25 protein-coding genes and 1 pseudogene are annotated in these 23,479 nt (G+C 70.9%); 19 read left to right on the forward strand and 7 right to left on the reverse strand.

The window, feature by feature from the left end; translation table 11 throughout:
• Nucleotides 1–37: 37 nt before the first annotated feature.
• Genes DC008_RS20125 through DC008_RS20135 form a run of 3 tightly spaced genes read right to left on the reverse strand, consistent with a single transcriptional unit; the run spans nucleotide 38 to nucleotide 1,288 of the window.
• Nucleotides 38–259 (reverse strand): glycine zipper domain-containing protein, encoded by a 222-nt coding sequence (locus DC008_RS20125; protein ID WP_108708166.1) that lies wholly within the window; start codon nucleotides 257–259, stop codon nucleotides 38–40.
• A 25-nt stretch (nucleotides 260–284) separates the two neighbouring features.
• Nucleotides 285–608, reverse strand: coding sequence for an AzlD domain-containing protein (locus tag DC008_RS20130; protein WP_108708167.1), 324 nt, complete (start codon nucleotides 606–608; stop codon nucleotides 285–287).
• Nucleotides 605–1,288: an AzlC family ABC transporter permease gene (locus DC008_RS20135; protein ID WP_108708168.1), complete on the reverse strand. Its 684-nt coding sequence runs from the start codon at nucleotides 1,286–1,288 to the stop codon at nucleotides 605–607. The genes DC008_RS20130 and DC008_RS20135 overlap by 4 nt, the downstream gene beginning before the upstream one ends.
• Before the next feature lie 97 nt (nucleotides 1,289–1,385).
• On the opposite strand from DC008_RS20135, the gene DC008_RS20140 reads away from it, so the two are divergent.
• A complete protein-coding gene (locus tag DC008_RS20140) occupies nucleotides 1,386–1,934 on the forward strand; it encodes a helix-turn-helix domain-containing protein (RefSeq protein WP_108708169.1) in 549 nt (182 codons plus the stop codon).
• A gap of 106 nt (nucleotides 1,935–2,040) precedes the next feature.
• Here DC008_RS20140 and DC008_RS20145 read toward each other — a convergent pair whose 3' ends face one another.
• Nucleotides 2,041–2,244 carry a cold-shock protein gene (locus DC008_RS20145; protein ID WP_003992177.1) on the reverse strand — a complete coding sequence of 68 codons (204 nt, stop codon included), beginning with the start codon at nucleotides 2,242–2,244 and terminating at the stop codon, nucleotides 2,041–2,043.
• A 310-nt stretch (nucleotides 2,245–2,554) separates the two neighbouring features.
• Between DC008_RS20145 and DC008_RS20150 the strand changes: the two genes are divergently transcribed.
• From DC008_RS20150 to DC008_RS20175, 6 genes are all read left to right on the forward strand, one after another.
• Complete coding sequence (locus DC008_RS20150; protein WP_108708170.1) at nucleotides 2,555–3,403, forward strand: menaquinone biosynthetic enzyme MqnA/MqnD family protein; 849 nt, start codon at nucleotides 2,555–2,557, stop codon at nucleotides 3,401–3,403.
• Nucleotides 3,404–3,652: 249 nt separating this feature from the next.
• Nucleotides 3,653–5,254, forward strand: a complete 1,602-nt coding sequence (locus DC008_RS20155; protein ID WP_108708171.1) for a serine/threonine-protein kinase — start codon at nucleotides 3,653–3,655, stop codon at nucleotides 5,252–5,254.
• Complete coding sequence (locus DC008_RS20160; protein ID WP_425276546.1) at nucleotides 5,254–5,991, forward strand: prepilin peptidase; 738 nt, start codon at nucleotides 5,254–5,256, stop codon at nucleotides 5,989–5,991. The genes DC008_RS20155 and DC008_RS20160 overlap by 1 nt, the downstream gene beginning before the upstream one ends.
• A gap of 122 nt (nucleotides 5,992–6,113) precedes the next feature.
• The gene (gene mqnC, locus DC008_RS20165; RefSeq protein ID WP_108708172.1) at nucleotides 6,114–7,313 is read left to right on the forward strand and encodes a cyclic dehypoxanthinyl futalosine synthase; all 1,200 of its coding nucleotides are present in this window, start codon (nucleotides 6,114–6,116) and stop codon (nucleotides 7,311–7,313) included.
• A 6-nt stretch (nucleotides 7,314–7,319) separates the two neighbouring features.
• Entirely contained in the window at nucleotides 7,320–7,919 is a 600-nt protein-coding gene (locus tag DC008_RS20170) for an imidazolonepropionase-like domain-containing protein (RefSeq protein ID WP_108708173.1), read from the forward strand.
• A 61-nt stretch (nucleotides 7,920–7,980) separates the two neighbouring features.
• The gene (locus tag DC008_RS20175; protein WP_055622622.1) at nucleotides 7,981–8,676 is read left to right on the forward strand and encodes a demethylmenaquinone methyltransferase; all 696 of its coding nucleotides are present in this window, start codon (nucleotides 7,981–7,983) and stop codon (nucleotides 8,674–8,676) included.
• Here the strand turns inward: DC008_RS20175 and DC008_RS20180 are convergent.
• Nucleotides 8,663–9,001 carry a PASTA domain-containing protein gene (locus DC008_RS20180; RefSeq protein WP_267890973.1) on the reverse strand — a complete coding sequence of 113 codons (339 nt, stop codon included), beginning with the start codon at nucleotides 8,999–9,001 and terminating at the stop codon, nucleotides 8,663–8,665. The genes DC008_RS20175 and DC008_RS20180 overlap by 14 nt on opposite strands.
• A 79-nt stretch (nucleotides 9,002–9,080) precedes the next feature.
• Nucleotides 9,081–9,638: a GNAT family N-acetyltransferase gene (locus tag DC008_RS20185; protein WP_208645931.1), complete on the reverse strand. Its 558-nt coding sequence runs from the start codon at nucleotides 9,636–9,638 to the stop codon at nucleotides 9,081–9,083.
• Between the two features lie 20 nt (nucleotides 9,639–9,658).
• Between DC008_RS20185 and DC008_RS20190 the strand changes: the two genes are divergently transcribed.
• Nucleotides 9,659–10,993, forward strand: coding sequence for a geranylgeranyl reductase family protein (locus DC008_RS20190; protein ID WP_108708175.1), 1,335 nt, complete (start codon nucleotides 9,659–9,661; stop codon nucleotides 10,991–10,993).
• A gap of 83 nt (nucleotides 10,994–11,076) precedes the next feature.
• Here the strand turns inward: DC008_RS20190 and DC008_RS20195 are convergent, their stop codons facing one another.
• Nucleotides 11,077–11,898: a C40 family peptidase gene (locus DC008_RS20195; RefSeq protein WP_055622618.1), complete on the reverse strand. Its 822-nt coding sequence runs from the start codon at nucleotides 11,896–11,898 to the stop codon at nucleotides 11,077–11,079.
• A gap of 713 nt (nucleotides 11,899–12,611) precedes the next feature.
• Between DC008_RS20195 and DC008_RS20200 the strand changes: the two genes are divergently transcribed.
• The 11 genes and pseudogenes from DC008_RS20200 (at nucleotide 12,612) to nuoK (ending at nucleotide 23,479) form a co-directional block, all read left to right on the forward strand.
• Nucleotides 12,612–12,971, forward strand: coding sequence for an NADH-quinone oxidoreductase subunit A (locus DC008_RS20200; RefSeq protein ID WP_030950624.1), 360 nt, complete (start codon nucleotides 12,612–12,614; stop codon nucleotides 12,969–12,971).
• 13 nt (nucleotides 12,972–12,984) lie between these two features.
• Nucleotides 12,985–13,539: a NuoB/complex I 20 kDa subunit family protein gene (locus DC008_RS20205; RefSeq protein WP_030494814.1), complete on the forward strand. Its 555-nt coding sequence runs from the start codon at nucleotides 12,985–12,987 to the stop codon at nucleotides 13,537–13,539.
• Complete coding sequence (locus DC008_RS20210; protein ID WP_108708176.1) at nucleotides 13,536–14,297, forward strand: NADH-quinone oxidoreductase subunit C; 762 nt, start codon at nucleotides 13,536–13,538, stop codon at nucleotides 14,295–14,297. The genes DC008_RS20205 and DC008_RS20210 overlap by 4 nt, the downstream gene beginning before the upstream one ends.
• Nucleotides 14,294–15,616, forward strand: coding sequence for an NADH-quinone oxidoreductase subunit D (locus DC008_RS20215; protein WP_108708177.1), 1,323 nt, complete (start codon nucleotides 14,294–14,296; stop codon nucleotides 15,614–15,616). The genes DC008_RS20210 and DC008_RS20215 overlap by 4 nt, the downstream gene beginning before the upstream one ends.
• Nucleotides 15,613–16,485, forward strand: a complete 873-nt coding sequence (nuoE, locus tag DC008_RS20220; protein WP_108708178.1) for an NADH-quinone oxidoreductase subunit NuoE — start codon at nucleotides 15,613–15,615, stop codon at nucleotides 16,483–16,485. The genes DC008_RS20215 and nuoE overlap by 4 nt, the downstream gene beginning before the upstream one ends.
• A pseudogene (gene nuoF / locus DC008_RS20225) lies at nucleotides 16,485–17,833 on the forward strand (NADH-quinone oxidoreductase subunit NuoF). The gene nuoE and the pseudogene nuoF overlap by 1 nt, the downstream one beginning before the upstream one ends.
• Complete coding sequence (locus DC008_RS20230) at nucleotides 17,830–20,334, forward strand: NADH-quinone oxidoreductase subunit G (RefSeq protein ID WP_108708179.1); 2,505 nt, start codon at nucleotides 17,830–17,832, stop codon at nucleotides 20,332–20,334. The pseudogene nuoF and the gene DC008_RS20230 overlap by 4 nt, the downstream one beginning before the upstream one ends.
• Nucleotides 20,331–21,698: an NADH-quinone oxidoreductase subunit NuoH gene (nuoH, locus tag DC008_RS20235; RefSeq protein ID WP_108708180.1), complete on the forward strand. Its 1,368-nt coding sequence runs from the start codon at nucleotides 20,331–20,333 to the stop codon at nucleotides 21,696–21,698. Before DC008_RS20230 ends, nuoH begins: the two co-directional genes overlap by 4 nt.
• The gene (nuoI, locus tag DC008_RS20240; protein WP_108708181.1) at nucleotides 21,691–22,341 is read left to right on the forward strand and encodes an NADH-quinone oxidoreductase subunit NuoI; all 651 of its coding nucleotides are present in this window, start codon (nucleotides 21,691–21,693) and stop codon (nucleotides 22,339–22,341) included. The genes nuoH and nuoI overlap by 8 nt, the downstream gene beginning before the upstream one ends.
• On the forward strand, nucleotides 22,338–23,183 hold the full coding sequence (locus tag DC008_RS20245; RefSeq protein ID WP_108708182.1) for an NADH-quinone oxidoreductase subunit J: 846 nt from the start codon (nucleotides 22,338–22,340) through the stop codon (nucleotides 23,181–23,183). Before nuoI ends, DC008_RS20245 begins: the two co-directional genes overlap by 4 nt.
• Nucleotides 23,180–23,479, forward strand: a complete 300-nt coding sequence (gene nuoK / locus DC008_RS20250; RefSeq protein WP_055622609.1) for an NADH-quinone oxidoreductase subunit NuoK — start codon at nucleotides 23,180–23,182, stop codon at nucleotides 23,477–23,479. Before DC008_RS20245 ends, nuoK begins: the two co-directional genes overlap by 4 nt.

Here is a 23,479-nt window from a genome sequence, read left to right on the forward strand (position 1 = left end):
CCCGCGACCCTAACGCCCAAGTGCCGTTCGTCGCGCCCTACTCGGGCGTGCGGATCCGGTCACCGCCGCGCGCGCTGCCCAGTGCCGCCCCGACCGCCACACCCACGGCCATGCCCAGGCCGAGCCCGAGCGCCAGGTTGTCGAAGACCGTCGTGCCGAACACGACGCCGAGCGCCAGACCCAGAGAGATGCCGAGCGACACACCGGTCGCCAGTTTCGTGTCCCGCTCGCGGCCGCCGCCGTTCCCACCGTTCGTCATCCGGCGATCCTCCCACGCGATCCGCTCAGGCCACCCCCAACGCCCGCAGCAGGGCGGCGGATCCGGCCGCCGCCAGCACCACCACAGGGAACGGGGCGCCCCGCCACGCCAGGACCCCGCCCACCAGCACCCCGGCCGGACGGGCCCAGCCGGCGAACCCGCCGCCCTCCGTCAGCGCCCCCGTCGCCAGCAGCGCCACGAGCAGCACCACCGCGCCGGCCGCCAGCAGCTCCCGCACCCGGTCGGGCAGCACGACCCGCCCGTGCAGCGCCGGGCCCACCAGCCGGAAGGCGTACGTCCCGACCGCGAGCACCAGGATCACGACGGCCGTCCCCGTCGTGGAGGTCATGCCGTACCGCCCTTCCGGCCGTGGACGACCAGCCCGGTGAGCGCCAGCAGCACGGGGACGCCCGCCGGGACGGCGGGGGTGACGGCCAGCGCGAGCGCCGCGCCGAGCAGCGCCGCCCGGCGGGCCGAGCGGTCGGTGCGCAGGGCCGGCAGCACCAGCGCCGCGAGCACCGCCGGGAAGGCGGCGTCCAGTCCGTACGTCGCCGTGTCGCCGAGCGCGGTGCCGGCGAGGGCGCCGGCCAGCACGCCGGTGTTCCAGGCGGCGAACAGACCGAGGCCGTTCACCCAGAACGCCGCCCGGCGCCGGTCCGGGTCGGGCTGCGCGAGCGTGAACGCCACCGTCTCGTCGGTCACCAGATGCGCCCCGGCCAGCCGGGCGAACCGCCCCGGGCCGAGGACGTCCGCCACGGCCAGGCTGAAGGCGGCGGTGCGGGTGTTGAGCAGCAGCCCGGTCGCGGCCGCCGCGAGCGGCCCGCCCCCGGCCAGCAGCAGCCCGACGGCGCTGAACTGCGCCGAGCCCGCGTACACGACGAGCGACATGGCCACCGGGACCCAGAGCGGCAGCCCGCCGGCCACCGCGATCGCGCCGAAGGACACGCCGACGACACCGCTCGCCAGCCAGACGAGGGCGCTGTCGCGCACCAGAGGTGCCATCATCGGTGTTCGGAACAGCGAACGCATGTTTCCCAGAATGAACAGGTGCGCTGCTGTTCGTCAAGTCGAACGAGCGGACCGCCACAGCGAACGACGGTAGAGCGAACGAACTGGAAGTGAGTCCATGGGTGAGCCCCTGACGTGGATCGCCGCCTCCCTGCGCCGCGAGCGCGCCCGCGCCGGGCTGTCCTTGTCCGAGCTGGCCAAGCGGGCGGGCATCGCGAAGTCCACGCTGTCCCAGCTGGAGGGCGGCGGCGGGAACCCGAGCGTGGAGACGCTGTGGGCGCTCGGCGTGGCGCTCGGTGTGCCGTTCAGCACACTGGTGGAGCCGCCGGCGCCCGCGGTGCAGGTGATCCGCGCGGGCGAGGGGCCCACGGTGGCGTCCGAGCGCGCCGACTATGCGGCCACCCTGCTGTCGGCGAGCCCGCCGGGCGCCCGGCGGGACATCTACCACCTGCGCGCGGAGCCGGGCGCGGCCCGCGAGTCCGAGCCGCACATCCCGGGCACGGTGGAGCATCTGATCGTCGGGGCGGGCCGGGTGAAGGCGGGGCCGCGCGGCGAGGAGGCCGAACTGGGGCCGGGGGACTACATGACGTACCGCGGGGACGTGCCCCATCTGTACGAGGCGCTGGAGCCGGGGACGTTCTTCGTCCTCGTCATGCAGCACGTGTAGGGACGGGCTGGAAGACAAAAGGCAGGAGCCCCGCCGCCTTGCGGCGCGGGGCTCCTTGGGTACTGCACTCAGTTCCGGATCAAAGCACCAGGCTCCGAGGACCGAATCAGACGGGGGTGACGTTCTCCGCCTGCGGGCCCTTCGGGCCCTGGGTCACGTCGAAGGAGACCTGCTGGTTCTCCTCCAGCGAGCGGAAGCCGCTCGCGTTGATCGCGGAGTAGTGAACGAAGACGTCGGGGCCGCCGCCTTCCTGGGCGATGAAGCCAAAGCCCTTTTCGGCGTTGAACCACTTCACGGTTCCGGTAGCCATAAGCCCTCCTTGGGCCCAAAGGGTTGCCCTGCTCCAGAACCCTGCAAGTGTGAAAACAAAGTGCCGCACAACTGCATACGTCTGAAAACGACGAGAGCCCGCGGTTACATGCTCCGCAGGCTCTGTACTGCAAGGGAAACCAAACTGCAACTTGCGGCGAGCCTAGCACGCAGGCAGCCGAAAGCAATAGAGGTCAAGATCACGTCACTCGGACGTTTGAAGATCCGTGTCCGAGTTGACAGTAAGGCGGTGACCTGGATGTCCCGACCCTGAAGGCCGAACGGTACCCCATGGGGTCTAGTCTCGCGATGTGGACAATTCTCGCACCCGGCCCCGCGTGGGCCACATCCAGTTCCTCAACTGCCTGCCCCTCTACTGGGGGCTCGCGAGAACCGGCACGCTCCTCGACTTCGAGCTCACGAAGGACACCCCCGAGAAGCTCAGCGAGCAGCTGGTGCGCGGCGATCTCGACATCGGTCCCATCACCCTCGTCGAGTTCCTGCGCAACGCCGACGACCTGGTCGCCTTCCCCGACATCGCCGTCGGGTGCGACGGACCGGTGATGTCCTGCGTGATCGTCTCGCAGGTCCCCCTCGACCAGCTGGACGGCGCCCGCGTCGCCCTCGGCTCCACCTCGCGCACCTCGGTCCGGCTCGCCCAGCTTCTGCTCGCGGAGCGCTACGGCGTCCGGCCCGACTACTACACCTGCCCGCCCGACCTCAGCCTGATGATGCAGGAGGCCGAGGCTGCGGTCCTCATCGGCGACGCGGCGCTGCGGGCCAACCTGCTCGACGGCCCGCGCTACGGCCTCCAGGTGCACGACCTCGGCGCGCTCTGGAAGGAGTGGACCGGGCTGCCCTTCGTCTTCGCCGTGTGGGCGGCGCGCCGCGACTATCTGGAACGCGAGCCGGACATCACCCGCAAGGTCCACGAGGCATTCCTCGCCTCCCGCAACCTCTCCCTGGAGGAGGTCGGCAAGGTCGCGGAACAGGCGGCCCGCTGGGAGGCCTTCGACGAGAAGGTCCTGGAGCGGTATTTCACGACCCTCGACTTCCGTTTCGGCGGCCCGCAGCTGGAAGCCGTCACGGAGTTCGCGCGCCGCGTCGGGCCGACCACCGGATTTCCCGCGGACGTGAAGGTCGAACTGCTCCATCCGTGAGCGTCCGGCCGCCGGGGCCGGCACCGGCGATGCGTCACGGTGAGCGCTTGTCCGCGGCCCTCCGCACGTCCGGAGGGCCGCGGGGGGCGTTTTCGGGCTCCGGCCTTCACCCATCGGGCGCGCGCCCATCGGACTGACAGATCGGCGGCGGCGGTTCCGGTCCGCGACGCGGACCGCGGACCCGATCCGCACTAATCTGCTGCGAAGTCCGCGGGGGCGCTGGGCCGTACGGGGGAGAGGTGGACGCCGATGCAGCCACTCGGCATGGACGAGCCCACGGTCGTCGGGCCGTACCGGCTCCTCGGCCGGCTCGGCTCCGGAGGGATGGGCCGGGTCTATCTGGGCCGCAGCTCCGGGGGGCGCACGGTCGCCGTCAAGATCGTGCATCCGCACCTCGCGCTCGACGAGGAGTTCCGGGCCCGCTTCCGGCGCGAGGTCGACGCCGCCCGGCGGGTGGGCGGCGCGTGGACGGCGCCCGTGCTGGACGCCGACCCGGAGGCCGCCCTGCCCTGGGTGGCCACCGCGTACGCAGCCGGGCCGTCGCTGTCGGGCGCCGTCGCCGACGCGGGCGCCCTGCCCCCGCCGTCCGTACGGGCCCTGGGCGCCGGGCTCGCCGAGGCGCTGGCCGCGGTGCACGACCTGGGCCTGGTCCACCGGGACGTGAAGCCGTCGAACGTCCTGCTCACCCTGGACGGCCCGCTGCTCATCGACTTCGGCATCGCGCGGGCCCTGGACGGCACCGCCTCGCTCACCTCCAGCGGCGTCTCCATCGGCTCGCCCGGCTACATGGCGCCCGAGCAGATCCTGGGCAAGGGCGTCACCGGGGCGGCCGACGTCTTCTCGCTGGGCGCCGTGCTCGCCTACGCGGCGGCCGGCGAACCCCCGTTCTCGGGCGACACCTCGGCGGCCCTGCTCTACAAGGTCGTCCACGAGGAGCCCGAACTCGACGCGCTGGACGAGCCGTTGCGCGAGCTGGTCGCGCGGTGCCTGGCCAAGGAGCCCGGTGAGCGGCCCGCCCCTCGCGAGATCGCCGGGCGGCTGGCGCCCGAGGGCGCGGCCCGGCTGGTCGCGGGCGGCTGGCTGCCCGGGCCGCTGGTCGAGCAGGTCAGCCGGGGTGCCGTACGGCTGCTGAACCTGGAGGCCGGGGAGGACGCCCCGTCCGGGCCCGTGGCGTTCAGCCGCCCGGTCACCGTCGGCGAGTTCGGGCCGGCTCCCGTGATGCCCGCCCCGGTGCCCGCACCTCGGGACGCGGTGCCCGACGCCTCCACCGAGGCGTCCCCGCCCGGCCCACCGGGGGTGACCGTCACCGCGCGCGGGCGCAGGGTCAGCTGCACGGTGACGCTGGCCGTGGCCGGTGCGCTCGCGGCGGTCATGCTCGGCTCCGTGGTCGTCCTCGACGGGCTGCCCGGCCGGGGCTCCGACGACCGGGACTCGAGCGCGGGCTCCGACGCCCCCTCGTCCCAGGCGCCGGGCGGCAAGGCGCAGAGCGCCGTCCCCGCCCGCTACCTCGGCACCTGGGAGGGGAAGGCCACGGCTGTGGGCGGCACCCTGCCCGCCGGCACCTTCCGGCTCACCGTCCACAACGCCGAGGTCGGCGGGGAACTGGGCCGGCTGCGCCAGACCGATCTGCTCGGCGGCGTCTGCGACGACGTCCTCACCCTGAAGGAGGTGACGGCGAAACAGCTCGTCGTCACCTCCGTGGGCGCGAAGGGCAACCACGCCGGCTGCAACCCCGAGCCGCACACCGTCCGCATCACCCCGGAGGGCGACGACCTGGTGTACCGCTCGGAGAGCTCGGCGGAGGGCGAGCCCGAGGCCCGGCTGTCGAAGACCGGCGGGGGGAGCGGCTGATGGAGGTGAGCACCCCGCTCGTCGTCGCGGTGGCCGCCCTGTGGGGAGCGCTCGCGGGGGCCCTGCTGCCCCGCGCCGCGTACCGGTTCGCCGCACCCGACGAGGAGCCGTGGCGGGCGCACTGCCCCGGCGGGCACCCGGTCGCGGGATGGCTCGGCCCGGCCGGCTGTCGCACGTGCGGGCCCCGTGCCCCGTACGGTCCGGGCGCCACCGCGCCCGTCCTCGTCACCGCCGTCGTCTGCGCCGCCCTCGCCGCCGCCACCGGCACCCGGCCCGAGCTCGGCGCCTGGCTGCTGCTGGCACCCTGCGGAGTGCTGCTCACCCTCGTCGACCTGAGGGTGCGCCGGCTCCCCGACCCGCTGACCCTCTCCCTCGCGGGCGGCGCGCTCGCCCTGCTGGGCCTGGTCGCCGCGGTCCCCGAGCACGCCGGGCACTGGCCGACCGCCGTGGCCGCGTCCCTCGCGCTCGGCGCCTTCTACTACGGCCTGCATCTGCTCAACCCCGACGGCATGGGCTTCGGCGACGTGAAACTGGCGCTCGGCGCCGGCGCGGTCCTCGGCTGGTACGGCTGGCCGACGGTCATGCTCGGCACCTTCGCCGGGTTCCTGTCCGGAGCGCTGTACGGCTGGGGCCTGGTCGCCCTGCGCCGGGCCGACCGCACCTCGGCGATCCCCTTCGGCCCGTTCCTCCTCGGCGGGGCGCTGACAGGGGTGCTGATCGGGGCGTACGCGGCCTGACGTCGGCCGTGTCAGGCCCCTGGCGTACGCTGGTCCGGTCTGCCCGCCCGTCTCCCACCACCACCCTTATACAGAGCGCTGCGCGCAAGCCTCCTGACTCCTTGACGAAAGGGACGCCCCCGGTGACCGAGAAGGCCGACCTTCAGTCCGTCCTCGACCGTGCCGCAGCGGGCGGGCGGATCACCCCGGAAGAGGCGCTCGACCTCTACCGCGATGCCCCGCTCCACGCGCTCGGCTCCGCCGCCGACGCCGTACGCCGCCGCCGCTACGCGGGCACCGAGCACATCGCGACGTACATCATCGAGCGGAACATCAACTACACGAACGTCTGCGTGACGGCGTGCAAGTTCTGCGCCTTCTACGCTCCGCCGAAGGACACGGCCAAGGGCTGGACCCGCGACCTCGACGACATCCTGCGCCGCTGCGCGGAGACCGTCGAACTCGGCGGCACCCAGATCATGTTCCAGGGCGGCCATCACCCGGACTACGGCGTCGAGTACTACGAGAAGCACTTCGCGGCCATCAAGAAGGAGTTCCCGCAGCTCGTCATCCACAGCCTGGGGGCGAGCGAGGTCGAGCACATGGCCCGGATCTCCAAGGTCGGCGTCGAGGAGGCCATCCAGCGCATCCACGCCGCCGGCCTCGACTCCTTCGCGGGCGCCGGCGCCGAGCTGCTGCCCGAGCGCCCCCGCAAGGCCATCGCCCCGCTGAAGGAGTCCGGCGAGCGCTGGCTGGAGATCATGGAGACCGCCCACAACCTGGGCGTGGAGTCCACCTCCACCATGCTGATGGGCACCGGCGAGACCAACGCCGAGCGGATCGAGCACCTGCGGATGATCCGTGACGTGCAGGACCGCACGGGCGGCTTCCGCGCGTTCATCCCGTACCTGTACCAGCCGATGAACAACCACCTGAAGGGCCGGACGCAGGCCACGATCTTCGAGTACCTGCGGATGATCGCGATCTCCCGGCTCTTCATGGACAACATCGCCCACATCCAGGGCTCCTGGCTGACCACCGGCCAGGACGCGGGCCAGCTGACGCTGCACTACGGCGCCGACGACCTCGGCTCGGTCATGCTGGAGGAGAACGTCGTCTCGGCGGCCGGTGCCAGGCACCGCTCCAACCTCCAGGAGATGATCGACATGATCCGTTCCGCGGGGCGGGTCCCGGCCCAGCGCTCGACGACGTACGAGCACCTCGTCGTGCACGACGACCCGGCGAACGACCCCGTCGACAGCCGTGTCATGTCCCACATCTCCTCGACGGCCATCGAGGGCGGCACGGCCCACCCCGAGCTGAAGATCCTCGCCTCCAACTGACGTCCCGTGCTGACCCTTCACGTCGCCGACGCCACGCCCGAGAGCGCCGTCCTGGTCGACGGCGCGCACCTCGCCGCCGTCGGCCCGTACGACGAACTGGCCGCCGCCCACCCGGACGCCCGGCTGCGGAAGTGGCCCGGCATCCTGACACCCGGACTGCTCAACCCGTACGGCCCCGAACTGCTGGAGCAGGCGTACCACCCCGACCCGCGCGAGGCGGACCGGCTCGGCACCGAGCCGATCTTCGGCGAGCGCGCACGGGACCTCCTCGGCGGAGGACCGTCCGTGCGGGGAGCCAGCGCACGCCGAGGGGTCCAGCGCCTGCTGGCGCACGGCACGGTCGCGGTCGCCGGTGAACTGCGCGGCCGGGAGGCCCTGGACGCGGTCCGCAGGGCCGGGCTCGCCCTGGCGGGACGCCCTGCCGTACTGCCCGGCCCTCCGGCGCTCTCCCCGGTGCCGCTCGTCCTGCTGCCGGGCCTCGCTTCCGGGCAGCCCGCGCGGTTCGCGGTGTTCGACGTGCCCGACCGCGCGGCCCTCGTCCGGGAGGGCGCGTCCACCTGCGTGGCCACCGTCGTGGCCGGCCGCCTGGTGCACCGCCGGCGCTGACCGCCCTGCCGACCGGGAAGCCGCTGGGGGCGGGCCGGGGAGCGGCTGCAAGAATGGGCCCGTGACGCGCGCATCCCTGGACAAGCAGCCGCATGAAGTCGCCTCGATGTTCGACGGCGTCGCGGAACGGTACGACCTGACCAACGACGTGCTCTCCCTCGGGCAGGACCGGCGCTGGCGCAAGGAGGTCGCGAAGGCGGTCGACGCGCGCCCCGCGCAGAAGGTCCTGGACCTGGCGGCCGGCACCGGCACGTCGTCCCTGCCCTTCGCCCGCACCGGCGCCTACGTCGTGCCCTGCGACTTCTCCCAGGGCATGCTCCGGGTCGGCAAGCGGAACAACACCTGGCTGCCGTACACGGCGGGCGACGCGACCCGACTGCCGTTCCGGGACGACACGTTCGACGCCGTGACGATCTCCTTCGGGCTGCGCAACGTCCAGGACTTCGACACCGCGCTGCGCGAGATGTACCGGGTGACCCGGCCCGGCGGACGCGTCGTGATCTGCGAGTTCTCGCACCCGACATGGGCGCCCTTCCGCACCGTCTACACCGAGTACCTGATGCGCGCGCTGCCGCCGGTCGCCCGCGCGGTGTCCTCCAACCCGGACGCGTACGTCTACCTCGCCGAGTCCATCCGCGCCTGGCCCGACCAGCCGGCCCTCGCCGAGCGGCTGCGCGAGGCGGGCTGGTCGAAGGTGGCCTGGCGGAATCTGACGGGCGGGGTCGTCACCCTGCACCGCGGGTTCAAGCAGAGCTGACCAACGGGTAGGGGTCGCCGGGCTCGTCGAGCGCGCGGGGCCTGCCGCCCGACGGCGGGCGCGGTACGCGGGGCTCGCGCACACCTCCGCCGCCCTCGCCCTCGCCGAAGTCGAACCAGATGGCGACCGTCGAGTCCCGGGGCACCGGAGTGCCGGGCTGGGGGTACTGACGGACGACGTAGTCGACGACGACCAGGGAGAAGTCCGGCCGGTCGGGTGCGATGAGGGACAGACCCCGGGACTTGGCCGCCTCGCGCGCGTCCATGGCCATCAGCCCGACGAGTCGCGGGACCCGCACCTCGGGTGTCGTGGGTGTTGTGTGCACAGATGTCACCCCCAGCGGTATCTGCAGGGTAACCGCCCGGGGGTGCCGTCCGGAAGCTTCAAGTATCTTTCTGTGACAGTCAGTTACTCTGCGTGTCCGACGAAGGGGCGAGATCGAGCCGGTAGCAGTGCCCCCGGCGCTCGTCCGGCGTGCTGAACACCTCGGCCAGCTCCATCCCCAGCCGCCGTGTCACCGCTATCGACCGCTCGTTGCGCGCGTCCACCATCGCGACGACGCCCGGCACCCCGGCCGCCCGCACCCGCTCCAGCGTCTGCCGCGCGGCGGCCGTGACGTATCCCTTGCCCCAGTGCTCGCGGGCCAGCCGCCAGCCGATCTCGATCTCCCCGGTGGGGCCCCACTCCCGCTCCCAGGGCTGGGCGCCGGTGAAGCCGATGACGCGCTCGTCCTCGTCGAGCATCGTCCACAGGCAGAATCCGCGCTCGGCGTCGTGCCGGCGCTGACGGGCGGTGAGCTCCTCGTAGGCGGAGAGTTCGGCGGCCCGGCCGCCGTGGAACTCCATGACGTCGGGGTGGGCGAAGGCCCGGTGCCAGGCCACCGCGTCCTCGTCGGTGGGCACACGCAGCCGTACTACGGGCAGAGCTCGGTTCACAGGGCAGCCCTTCAGCCGGGTGATCAATTCTGCTGCATAGACTGCCCATGTCCAGTGCCCGTCGGCACGCAGATTCCGAACCTTGGGGAGTTCCCGCCGTGACCGAGCCCCTCTCCGAAAACACCGCCGATGTCATCGTCGTCGGAGCGGGCCCAGCCGGCTCCACCACCGCGTACCACCTCGCCAGGGCCGGACTCGACGTACTGCTCCTGGAGAAGACCGAGTTCCCGCGGGAGAAGGTCTGCGGCGACGGACTGACCCCGCGCGCCACCAAGCAGCTCGTCGCCATGGGGATCGACATCTCCGAGGAGGCCGGCTGGCTGCGCAACAAGGGCCTGCGGATCATCGGCGGCGGTGTGCGCCTCCAGCTGGACTGGCCGGATCTCGCCTCCTTCCCCGACTACGGACTCGTGCGCAAGCGCGACGACTTCGACGAGCAGCTCGCCCGGCAGGCCCAGAAGGCGGGCGCCCGGCTCTACGAGCGCTGCAACGTCGGCGCCCCGATCCTCGACGACCGCACCGGCCGGATCATCGGCGTGCACGCCAAGCTCGGCGAGGAGAAGCGCGAGGTCACCTTCCACGCGCCCCTCGTGGTCGCCGCCGACGGCAACTCCACGCGGCTGTCCCTGGCGATGGGCCTGCACCGGCGCGAGGACCGCCCGATGGGCGTCGCCGTGCGGACGTACTTCGAGAGCCCCCGCCACGACGACGACTACCTGGAGTCCTGGCTGGAACTGTGGGACCGCCGGGGCCCCGAGGATCGGCTGCTGCCCGGCTACGGCTGGATCTTCGGCATGGGCGACGGCACGTCCAACGTCGGACTCGGCGTGCTCAACACCTCCGACTCCTTCAAGGAGCTCGACTGGCGCGAGGTCCTGAAGGCGTGGTGCGCCTCGATGCCGGAGGACTGGGGCTACACCCCGGAGAACATGACGGGCCCGATCCGCGGCGCCGCCCTGCCCATGGCCTTCAACCGCCAGCCGCACTACACCAAGGGCCTGCTGCTCGTCGGCGACGCCGGCGGACTGGTGAACCCCTTCAACGGCGAGGGCATCGCCTACGCCATGGAGTCCGGGCAGATCGCCGCCGAGGTCATCGTCCAGGCACACGCCCGCTCGACCCCCGCGGGCCGGGAGATGGCCCTCCAGCGCTACCCGCGCGTCCTGAAGGACACCTACGGCGGCTACTACACGCTGGGCCGCGCCTTCGTGAAGCTCATCGGCAACCCGAAGGTCATGAAGATCGCCACGCAGCGCGGTCTGACCCACCCGATGCTGATGAAGTTCACGCTGAAGCTCCTCGCGAACCTCACCGACCCGACCGGCGGCGACGCGATGGACCGCATCATCAACGGCCTGAGCAAGGTGGCCCCGAAGGCCTGATGGGTTCGGCCCGGAGGAACTCCGGGCACGCGTGAGGGCCGCTGCCCCCGAGCGGCTGCGGCCCTCACGTCGATCTGTACGGCTCAGAGCACGCGGACCGCGCCCGACGCCGGGTAACCCGACAGGTCCTGGATGACGACGCCCTTGGAGGGGTTGGCCGCGTCCAGGTACTGGCCGTTACCGATGTAGACGCCCACATGGTAGGCGGAGCCCTTGCCACCCCAGTAGAGGATGTCGCCGACCTGCACCTGCGAGAGCGGGATGTCGGTGCCGGCCATCGACTGGTCCTGGGAGACCCGCGGCAGGTCGACGCCGACCTGCTTGAAGGCGGCCTGCACCAGGCTGGAGCAGTCCCACGCGTTGGGGCCGGTGGCACCCATGACGTACGCGTCGCCGACCTGGGCCTTGAGGAACGAGATGACCGTCGCGACGCTGCCGCTCGCCGGGGCGGAGACGCTCGCGGAGGCGGACAGGGTGGCCCGCTCGGTGCTGCGGGACGCGGCGGCCTCTGCGGCGGCCTTACGGGCCTCCTCGGCCTTCTTCTTCGCCTCGGCCTTCTTCTTGGCCTGCGCGAGGTCCTTCTTGGCCTCCTCGGCCGCTGCGGCGGCGGCCGCGTCACGCTCGGCCTCGAGCTCGTAGTTGGCCGCCGCCAGCTGCGTGGCGTCGGCGGACTGGGCGAGCTGGTCCGCCAGGTCACCCGACAGGGTGGGCAGTTCGATGGTCTGCGTGACCGGCTCGGCGGCGTTCGCCGTGGCCGCAGCACCAGCCGCTGCCATGCTGAGGACGCCACCGGCAACTCCGGCGCGCATCGCGATCGTCGTCGACGCGGTGCGGCGGGGCTTCCGGTGGCTGCGTATGTGAGCGGTGTGGGACATGGGTACAACCGGTATCAGGGGCTCCTCCATACCTTCAAGAAACGTGGGCTGCGCCACAGTTGTTCAACGGACGCCCCAAATTCCCGGCGGAGCGCCCTTTATTGACGCCGTAACGGACATTGCGGACGCCTCTCATCCTGCCCGTGATCACGGGCTTTCATCATTAAGTCCGAATTGCCCCGCGGCTACCACTGGTTGGGACCGGTGGCCAAGCCCGGTTCTACGGAGCCCCGACAGGTGTGGCGGAGGTCACGCAACGGTCACGGCCTCGTGTGCGTCCGGTGCCCGGATCGCGCCCCCCGGAGTTCGTGAACGCGTGCACGCGTCCACATCGGTCCCCGTCGCTCCCTCTGATGTGTGAACGCGGTCCTCTATCAAGCCTTCCGGTCCAACTCCAATTTGCATGCAAGGGAAGCCTCTTGATATGGAGACGACCCCTCTGAGCTGGGGCGACGAGCGAAAATGTCACCTCTGGTGATCACTCGGACGCTTCACGTGCGAAGATCACCGCTCATCCGTGTTCATGATCGTTCGTCAGGTGGTGGAGATCACAAAGCTTGTGCAATACCCCGTGTCGCAGATCACAGACCGGCAGGCATAAGATGCGAGGCAGTTGGGCTTGTGACCTGCTTCACATGTTCTCGATCTTCGCCGGGGCGGGCGTGGTTCGTGAGGTTGGTGAGGCGAACGGGCCCGCTGCACAACCGCCAGCAGTCAGTGCCGACTGAGAGGAGCGAGGAGCGGTGAACGCGTATGCGCCCATCCTCGTACTGGGAGCCCTCGGGGCAGGCTTTGCGATCTTCTCCGTGGTCATGGCCACGCTGATCGGTCCGAAGCGGTACAACCGGGCCAAGCTCGAGGCTTATGAGTGCGGGATCGAGCCGACCCCCACGCCGGCCGGCGGCGGGCGCTTCCCCATCAAGTACTACCTGACGGCGATGCTCTTCATCATCTTCGATATCGAGATCGTCTTCCTCTACCCCTGGGCCGTCACCTTCGACTCCCTGGGGATCTTCGGGCTCGTGGAGATGCTGCTCTTCGTGCTCACCGTCTTCGTCGCGTACGCGTACGTATGGCGGCGCGGCGGCCTGGAATGGGACTGAGGGGCCTTTAGACATGGGACTCGAAGAAAAGCTGCCGAGCGGATTCCTGCTGACCACCGTCGAACAGGCCGCGGGCTGGGTGCGCAAGGCGTCCGTCTTCCCGGCCACCTTCGGCCTCGCGTGCTGCGCCATCGAGATGATGACGACCGGCGCCGGCCGATACGACCTGGCGCGCTTCGGCATGGAGGTCTTCCGCGGATCGCCGCGCCAGGCCGACCTGATGATCGTCGCCGGCCGGGTCAGCCAGAAGATGGCGCCGGTGCTCCGGCAGGTCTACGACCAGATGCCGAACCCCAAGTGGGTGATCTCCATGGGGGTCTGCGCCTCCTCGGGCGGCATGTTCAACAACTACGCGATCGTGCAGGGCGTCGACCACATCGTCCCGGTCGACATCTATCTGCCGGGCTGTCCGCCGCGGCCCGAGATGCTGATGGACGCCATCCTCAAGCTGCACCAGAAGATCCAGGGCTCCAAGCTCGGGGTCAACGCCGAGGAAGCGGCCCGTGAGGCGGAGGAAGCGGCGCTCAAGGCCCTGCCCACGATCGAGATGAAGGGGCTGCTGCGGTGAGCGACGCCAACGGCACCAACGGGGCGAACGGGTCGAACGGGGTGAACCCCGAGAAGGACCTGTCCGCCTCCAACCTCCCCGGCCAGCGGGGCCAGGGCGGCGAGGAGATCCGTGTCCAGCACGGCATGTTCGGCGCCGACAACGGCGGGGACACCTCCGGTTACGGCGGCCTGGTCCGCTCGGTCCGCCTCCCGGGACCGGCGAGCCGCCCCTACGGAGGCTGGTTCGACGAGGTCGCCGACGAACTCGAGGGCGCCCTGGAGGAACAGGGCCTGCTGCCCGACAACGCCATCGAGAAGACGGTCGTCGACCGCGACGAGATCACCTTCCACATCGAACGCGAGCACCTGGTCCGCGTCGCCCGCACCCTGCGCGACGACCCGGCTCTGCGGTTCGAGCTGTGCACCGGCGTCAGCGGCGTCCACTACCCGCACGACAAGGGCCGCGAGCTGCACGCCGTCTACCACCTGCGCTCGATCACCCACAACCGGCTGATCCGCCTGGAGGTCAGCGTCCCCGACAGCGACCCGCACATCCCGTCGCTCGTCCCCGTGTACCCGACGAACGACTGGCACGAGCGCGAGACGTACGACTTCTTCGGCATCGTCTTCGACGGTCACCCCGCCCTGACGCGGATCATGATGCCGGACGACTGGCAGGGCCACCCGCAGCGCAAGGACTACCCCCTCGGCGGCATCGCCGTCGAGTACAAGGGCGCCCAGATCCCGGCTCCGGACCAGCGGAGGTCGTACTCGTGAGCACTCAGTCAGCATCCGCCCGCGAAACCACCGAGGGCACCGTATACACGGTCACCGGTGGCGACTGGGACGAGGTCGTCCAGAGCGCGGCCAAGGCCGACGACGAGCGCATCGTCGTCAACATGGGCCCCCAGCACCCGTCCACCCACGGAGTGCTGCGCCTGATCCTGGAGATCGAGGGCGAGACGGTCACCGAGGCCCGCTGCGGCATCGGCTACCTCCACACCGGCATCGAGAAGAACCTCGAGTACCGGACCTGGACGCAGGGCACCACGTTCGTGACGCGCATGGACTACCTGACGTCCTTCTTCAACGAGACCGCCTACTGTCTCGCCGTCGAGAAGCTCCTCGGCATCGAGGACCAGATCACCGAGCGCGCCAAGATCATCCGGGTGCTCCTGATGGAGCTGAACCGGCTCTCCTCCCACCTGGTGTGCATCGCCACCGGCGGTATGGAGCTCGGCGCCACCACGATCATGATCTACGGATTCCGTGATCGTGAAATGATTCTCGACATCTACGAGCTCATCACGGGCCTGCGGATGAACCACGCGTACATCCGCCCCGGCGGACTCGCGCAGGACCTGCCGCCCGGCGCGGTGGACCACATCCGCGAGTTCGTGAAGAAGATGAGGAAGAACCTCCCGGAGTACGACAAGCTCGCCACCGGGAACCCCATCTTCAAGGCCCGTATGCAGGACGTCGGCTATCTCGACCTGGCCGGCTGCATGGCCCTCGGCGCCACCGGTCCGATCCTGCGCTCCACCGGCCTGCCGCACGACCTGCGCAAGACCCAGCCGTACTGCGGCTACGAGACCTACGACTTCGAGGTCCCCACCGCCGACACCTGCGACTCCTACGGGCGCTTCCTGATCCGCCTGGAGGAGATGCGCCAGTCGCTCGGGATCGTCGAGCAGTGCCTGGACCGCCTCGAGCCGGGCCCGGTCATGGTCTCCGACAAGAAGATCGCCTGGCCCGCCCAGCTCGCCCTGGGACCCGACGGGCTCGGCAACTCCCTCGACCACATCAAGAAGATCATGGGCACCTCCATGGAGGCCCTGATCCACCACTTCAAGCTGGTCACCGAGGGCTTCCGCGTCCCGCCGGGACAGGCCTACGCGGCCGTCGAGTCGCCCAAGGGCGAGCTCGGGGTGCACGCCGTCTCCGACGGAGGCACCCGCCCCTTCCGGGTCCACTTCCGTGACCCGTCCTTCACCAATCTGCAGGCCATGGCGGCGATGTGCGAGGGCGGCCAGGTCGCCGACGTCATCGTCGCCGTCGCGTCCATCGACCCCGTGATGGGAGGCGTCGACCGGTGACCACCTCATCTTCCGAGCGGGGCGTCAGCCTGGGCATGCCCCAACTGCCCGCCCCCGGCTACCCGGACGACGTGCGCGCCCGGCTGGAGGCCGACGCCCGCGAGGTCGTCGCCCGCTACCCGGACTCACGGTCCGCCCTGCTGCCGCTGCTGCACCTCGTGCAGGCGGAGGAGGGCCATGTCACCCGCACCGGGATGCAGTTCTGCGCGGACGTGCTCGGTCTGACCACCGCCGAGGTCACCGCGGTCGCGACCTTCTACACCATGTACCGCCGCAAGCCCTCCGGCGACTACCAGGTGGGCGTGTGCACCAACACGCTCTGCGCGGTCATGGGCGGCGACGCGATCTTCGAGGAGCTCCAGGAGCACCTGGGCGTCGGCAACGGCGAGACCACCGGCGACGGCAAGGTCACCCTGGAGCACATCGAGTGCAACGCGGCCTGCGACTACGCGCCGGTCGTGATGGTCAACTGGGAGTTCTTCGACAACCAGACCCCCGACAGCGCCAAGCGGCTCGTCGACGACCTGCGCGCCGGCCGTGACGTGGCGCCCACGCGCGGGGCCCGTCTGTGCACCTTCAAGGAGACCGCGCGGATCCTGGCCGGCTTCCCCGACGAGCGTCCCGGGGCCGTCGAGGAGGGCGGCAGCGCCGGACCGGCGTCACTGGTGGGCCTGCGCCTGGCCAAGGGGGAGACCGCACCCGCGCGCGTGGTCCACCCACGCGACGGCGGACCGCACGACGAGCAGCAGGACAGGACCGCGCACCACCCGTCGCCGGCTGAACACCTCAGCTCGCACGACGCGCCGCAGGATTCGTCCGCGTCCGACCCGGCCCACCCGGCGGGGCCTGTCGCCGAGGAGGGGGAGTGATGACATTGGCACCGGAGCTGAAGGAGAACAGTCCCGAGAAGCTGCTGGCACCCGTGCTGTCGGCCTTCTGGGACGAGGACCGGTCCTGGACGCTCGACGTCTACCGCAGGCACGACGGGTACGAGGGGCTCCGCAAGGCGCTCGCCATGGCGCCGGACGACCTGATCGCGTACGTCAAGGAGTCCGGTCTGCGCGGGCGCGGCGGCGCGGGATTCCCCACCGGGATGAAGTGGCAGTTCATCCCGCAGGGAGACGGCAAGCCGCACTATCTCGTTGTCAACGCCGACGAGTCGGAGCCGGGGACCTGCAAGGACATCCCGCTCCTCTTCGCGAACCCGCACAGCCTCATCGAGGGCATCGTGATCGCGTGCTACGCCATCCGGTCGTCGCACGCCTTCATCTATCTCCGGGGTGAAGTCGTCCCCGTCCTGAGGCGGTTGCACGAGGCCGTGCGCGAGGCCTACGCCGCGGGCTACCTCGGCGAGAACATCATGGGCAGCGGACTCGACCTCGAACTCACCGTGCACGCCGGGGCGGGGGCGTACATCTGCGGTGAGGAGACCGCGCTGCTCGACTCGCTCGAAGGCCGCCGTGGTCAACCGCGACTGCGTCCCCCTTCCCGGCCGTGGCAGGTCTCTACGCCTGCCCCACTGTGGTGAACAACGTCGAGTCGATCGCGTCGGTTCCCGCCATCCTGAACCGGGGCAAGGAGTGGTTCCGGTCGATGGGCAGCGAGAAGTCCCCCGGCTTCACGCTGTACTCGCTCAGCGGCCATGTCGCCAGCCCCGGCCAGTACGAGGCCCCGCTCGGCATCACCCTGCGCCAGTTGCTGGACATGAGCGGCGGCATGCGCCCCGGGCACCGGCTGAAGTTCTGGACGCCGGGCGGCTCGTCCACGCCGATGTTCACCGACGAGCACCTCGACGTCCCCCTCGACTACGAGGGTGTCGGCGCCGCCGGCTCCATGCTCGGCACCAAGGCGCTCCAGTGCTTCGACGAGACGACCTGCGTGGTCCGCGCCGTCACCCGCTGGACCGAGTTCTACGCCCACGAGTCCTGCGGCAAGTGCACGCCCTGCCGCGAAGGCACGTACTGGCTCGTGCAGTTGCTGCGCGACATCGAGGCCGGCAAGGGCGTGATGAGCGACCTCGACAAGCTGAACGACATCGCCGACAACATCAACGGCAAGTCCTTCTGCGCCCTCGGCGACGGCGCCGCCTCGCCGATCTTCTCCTCGCTGAAGTACTTCCGCGAGGAGTACGAGGAGCACATCACGGGCCGTGGCTGCCCCTTCGACCCGGCCAGGTCGACGGCCTGGGCCGACCACCGCACGGAGGTGAACGCATGACTGTGACCACCAGCGCTCCCTCCGGAGGGGGAGAGGCGGCGGTCCCGCCGGAGGACCTCGTGACGCTGACGATCGACGGCGCCGAGATCAGCGTGCCCAAGGGCACCCTGGTCATCCGGGCCGCCGAGCAGCTCGGCATCGAGATCCCGCGCTTCTGCGACCACCCGCTCCTCGACCCGGCCGGCGCCTGCCGCCAGTGCATCGTCGAGGTCGAGGGCCAGCGCAAGCCGATGGCGTCCTGCACGATCACGTGCACCGACGGCATGGTCGTCAAGACGCACCTCACCTCGCCGGTCGCGGAGAAGGCGCAGAAGGGTGTGATGGAGCTCCTGCTCATCAACCACCCGCTGGACTGCCCGGTCTGCGACAAGGGCGGCGAGTGCCCGCTGCAGAACCAGGCCATGTCGCACGGCGCCGCCGAGTCCCGCTTCGAGGGCCGCAAGCGCACGTACGAGAAGCCCGTCCCGATCTCCACACAGGTGCTGCTCGACCGTGAGCGGTGCGTGCTGTGCGCCCGCTGCACCCGGTTCTCCAACCAGGTCGCGGGTGACCCGATGATCGAGCTGGTCGAGCGCGGCGCCCTGCAGCAGGTCGGCACCGGCGAGGGCGACCCGTTCGAGTCGTACTTCTCCGGCAACACCATCCAGATCTGCCCGGTCGGCGCGCTCACCTCGGCGGCGTACCGGTTCCGCTCCCGGCCGTTCGACCTGATCTCCTCGCCGTCGGTGTGCGAGCACTGCTCGGGCGGCTGCGCCACCCGCACCGACCACCGGCGCGGCAAGGTCATGCGGCGTCTCGCGGCGAACGACCCCGAGGTCAACGAGGAGTGGATCTGCGACAAGGGGCGCTTCGGCTTCCGCTACGCCCAGCAGCGCGACCGGCTGGACACCCCGCTGGTCCGCAACGCCGAGGGCGACCTGGAACCGGCGTCCTGGCCGGAGGCGCTCCAGATCGCCGCGCAGGGCCTGCTCGCCTCGCGCGGCCGGACCGGCGTGCTGACCGGCGGCCGGCTCACCGTCGAGGACGCCTACGCGTACAGCAAGTTCGCGCGCGTCGCCCTCGACACCAACGACATCGACTTCCGCGCGCGCGTGCACAGCGGCGAGGAGGCCGACTTCCTGGCCGCGCAGATCGCCGGCCACGGCCGTGACCTCGACGGCAGCGGCGTCACCTACACCTCGCTGGAGCAGGCGCCCGCCGTCCTGCTGGCCGGGTTCGAGGCCGAGGAGGAGGCGCCCGGCGTCTTCCTCCGGCTGCGCAAGGCGTGGCGCAAGCACGGCCAGAAGGTCTTCTCGCTGGCCACGCACGCGACCCGGGGCCTGGAGAAGGCGGGCGGCACTCTGCTGCCGGCCGCTCCCGGCACCGAGACGAAGTGGCTGGACGCGCTGGCCGCCGGCACGGGCCTGGAGGGCGCCGGCGCCGAGGCCGCAGGGGCGCTGCGCACCGAGGGCGCCGTGATCGTCGTCGGCGAGCGGCTCGCCGCCGTCGAGGGCGGGCTCACGGCCGCCGTACGGGCCGCGACCGCGACCGGCGCCGCGCTGGTGTGGATCCCGCGCCGGGCCGGCGAGCGGGCCGCCGTCGAGGTGGGAGCGCTGCCGTCGCTGCTGCCCGGCGGACGTCCCGCCACGGACCCGCGCGCGCGGGAGGAGGTCGCCGCCCTGTGGGGCGTGGCCGAACTCCCCTCCCGCTACGGCCGCGACACCGGCCAGATCGTGGAGGCCGCCGCCCGCGGCGAACTCCAGGCCCTGCTCGTCGCGGGCGTCGAGGTCGCCGACCTGCCCGACCCGGCACGCGCGCGCGAGGCGCTCGCCGAGGCCGGTTTCGTGGTGTCGCTGGAGCTGCGGCCCAGCGAGGTGACCGCGCTCGCCGACGTGGTGCTCCCGGTGGCCGCCGTCGCCGAGAAGGCCGGCACCTTCCTCAACTGGGAGGGCAGGGTGCGCTTCTTCGAGGCCGCGCTGAAGCCCGACCAGATGACCCGCCGCATCGCCCCGACCGACGGACGCGTCCTGCAGATGCTGGCCGACGCCATGGACGTGCACCTGGGGCTGCCCGATCTGCGCACCACGCGCGCGGAGATCGACCGGCTCGGCGCCTGGGACGGCCCGCGGGCCACCCAGCCGCTGGAGATCGCCGCCCAGCTGCCGCGCCCGGCCGCCGGCGAGGCCGTCCTCGCCGGGCACCGGCTGCTGCTCGACCAGGGCCTGCTCCAGCAGGGCGACGAGGCGCTCGCCGGCACCCGGCACGCCGCCCACGCGCGCGTGTCGGCCGCCACGGCCGCCGAGGCCGGCGTGAAGGACGGCGACGTCCTCGCCGTCACCGGCCCCGCCGGAGTCGTCGAACTGCCGCTGCAGATCACGGCGATGCCCGACCGGGTGGTGTGGCTGCCGCTGAACTCCGTGGGCGCGGGCGTCGCCTCCGACACCGGGGCGCTGCCCGGCTCACTCGTCCGCATCGGCCCGGCGACCCTCGCGTCCGAGACCCCCGAGGAGGTGGAGGCATGAGCGGGTACTACCTCGCCGCTGAGGACCTCTCGATGTTCGGCCGCGACCCCTGGTGGCTGGTCGCCGTCAAGGCGGTGTTCTGCTTCGCCTTCCTGATGGTGACCGTGCTCTTCTCGATCGTCTGGGAGCGCAAGGTCGTCGCGTGGATGCAGCTGCGCATCGGCCCCAACCGGCACGGCCCCTGGGGCATGCTCCAGTCGCTCGCCGACGGCATCAAGCTGATGCTGAAGGAAGACGTCATCGTCAAGCGCGCCGACAAGGTGGTGTACGTCCTCGCGCCGATCGTCGCGGCCATCCCCGCCTTCATGGCGATCGCGGTGATCCCCTTCGGCCCGGCCGGCAACGAGATCTCGATCTTCGGCCAGCGCACCACGATGCAGCTCACCGACCTGCCGATCGCGATGCTCTACATCCTCGCGGTCGCCTCGGTCGGCATCTACGGCATCGTGCTCGCGGGCTGGAGCTCGGGATCGACGTACCCGCTGCTCGGCGGTCTGCGCTCGTGCGCCCAGATGATCTCCTACGAGATCGCGATGGGCGCCGCGTTCGCCTCGGTGTTCCTCTACTCCGGGTCGATGTCCACCTCGGCGATCGTCGAGGCGCAGCAGGACCGCTGGTACATCGTGCTGCTGCCGGTGTCCTTCCTGATCTACATCGTGACGATGGTCGGCGAGACCAACCGCGCCCCCTTCGACATGCCGGAGTCCGAGGGCGACCTGGTCGGCGGCTTCAACACCGAGTACTCGTCGATCAAGTTCGCGATGTTCATGCTCGCCGAGTACGTGAACATGGTGACGGTCTCCGCGGTGTCCGTGACGCTCTTCCTGGGCGGCTGGCGCGCGCCGTACCCGATCAGCTCCTTCTGGGAGGGCGCGAACCACGGCTGGTGGCCGATGCTCTGGTTCGTCGTCAAGGTGCAGCTGCTGCTGTTCTTCTTCATCTGGCTGCGCGGCACGCTTCCGCGGGTGCGCTACGACCAGTTGATGAAGCTCGGCTGGAAGGTCCTCATCCCGGTCTCCGTCGTCTGGCTGATGCTGGTCGCGACCGTGCGGACGCTGCGCAACGAGAACTACGACTTCGCCGACATCGCCCTGTACGTCGGCGGCGGCGTCATCGCGCTGCTGCTGCTCTCCTTCGTCGCGGACCTGTTCCGCGAACGCGCGAAGGGCGGCGAGCGGCCTGCCGAGGAACCCGCCGCGTTCGACCCGATGGCCGGCGGATTCCCCGTGCCGCCGCTGCCCGGACAGGAGTTGCCGCCGGTCCCGCGGCGCGCTCCGCGCCGGGAGCGGGAGCTGATTGTCAGTGGCGGGTCCGATACTCACAGTGACGGATCTCTGGATGGAAAGGAGGCGTCCGATGGCTGAGGAGCCCAAGGAGGCCGGGCAGACGAAGCCTGGCTTCCAGAACCCGGTAGCCGGCTTCGGCGTGACCTTCAAGGCCATGTTCAAGAAGCGGCTGACCGAGCAGTACCCGGAGCAGCAGAAGACCACCGCTCCGCGTTTCCACGGACGGCACCAGCTCAACCGCCATCCGGACGGCCTGGAGAAGTGCGTCGGCTGCGAGCTGTGCGCCTGGGCCTGCCCCGCCGACGCCATCTACGTGGAGGGCGCCGACAACACCGACGAGGAGCGCTACTCGCCGGGCGAGCGGTACGGCCGCGTCTACCAGATCAACTACGCCCGCTGCATCCTGTGCGGCCTGTGCATCGAGGCGTGCCCCACGCGCGCGCTCACGATGACCAACGAGTTCGAGCTGGCCGACTCCAGCCGCGCCAACCTCATCTACACCAAGGAGCAGCTGCTCGCCGGTCTGGAGGAGGGCATGGTCGACACACCCCACGCCATCTACCCCGGGACCGACGAGCAGGACTACTACCGGGGGCTGGTGACGGAGGCCGCGCCGGGCACGACCCAGCAGGTCGCGGTCTCCAAGGGCGAGGTGCCGCAGGAGGCCGCGTCGACCTTCGGCGAGGACGAGCCGGCGTCGGGGAAGGTGGTCGGCCGATGAGCGCGCAGATCGCCGCCGCCTACTCCACCTCCACCGGCGAGGCCGTGCAGTTCTGGATCCTCGGCACCGTCGCCGTGCTCGGCGCCCTGTGCACCGTCTTCCTCAAGAGGGCCGTGCACAGCGCGCTCTGCCTCGCCGGCACCATGATCGTCCTCGCGGTCTTCTACCTGGCCAACGGCGCCTACTTCCTGGGCGTCGTGCAGATCGTCGTCTACACCGGCGCGATCATGATGCTGTTCCTCTTCGTGGTGATGCTGGTCGGCGTGACGGCCGCGGACTCCCTGAAGGAGACCATCAAGGGCCAGCGCTGGCTGGCCCTTCTGTGTGGCCTCGGCTTCGGCATCCTGCTGTTCGCCGGCATCGGGAACGCCTCGCTGCAGCAGTTCGCCGGCCTCGGGCAGGCCAACGCGAACGGCAACGTGGAGGGCCTGGCCGCCCTCATCTTCACCAAGTACGTCTTCGCGTTCGAGATCACCGGCGCCCTGCTGATCACGGCCGCGGTCGGCGCCATGGTGCTGACGCACCGCGAGCGCACCGAACGCGCCAAGACCCAGCGGGAAATGGCCGAGGAGCGCGTGCGCGCCGGCCGGCACGTCCCGCCGCTCCCGGCCCCCGGCGTCTACGCCCGGCACAACGCCGTGGACATCGCCGGTCTGCTGCCCGACGGGACCCCGTCCGACCTCACCGTCAGCAAGACGCTGCGCGAGCGCGGACAGATCCGTGACGTGTCCACCGAGGCGCTCAACGACCTGCGGGCGCTGGAGCAGCGCGCGGAGGAGCGCCTGGAGCGGACCGCGATCGAGCCGGCCACCTTCAAGCGGCCGGAGGAGGCGTCCAAGTGAACCCGGTCAACTACGTCTACCTCGCCGCCCTGCTGTTCACGATCGGCGCCACCGGCGTGCTGATCAGGCGCAACGCGATCGTCGTCTTCATGTGCATCGAGCTCATGCTGAACGCCTGCAACCTCACGCTCGTGGCGTTCTCCCGGATGCACGGCAATCTGGACGGCCAGATCATCGCCTTCTTCACGATGGTCGTGGCCGCCGCGGAGGTCGTCGTCGGACTCGCGATCATCGTGTCGCTGTTCCGTTCCCGCCACTCGGCCTCGGTCGACGACGCCAGCCTGATGAAGCTCTGA

It is taken from the genome of Streptomyces nigra (genome assembly GCF_003074055.1).
GTDB classification, from domain to species: Bacteria; Actinomycetota; Actinomycetes; order Streptomycetales; family Streptomycetaceae; genus Streptomyces; species Streptomyces nigra.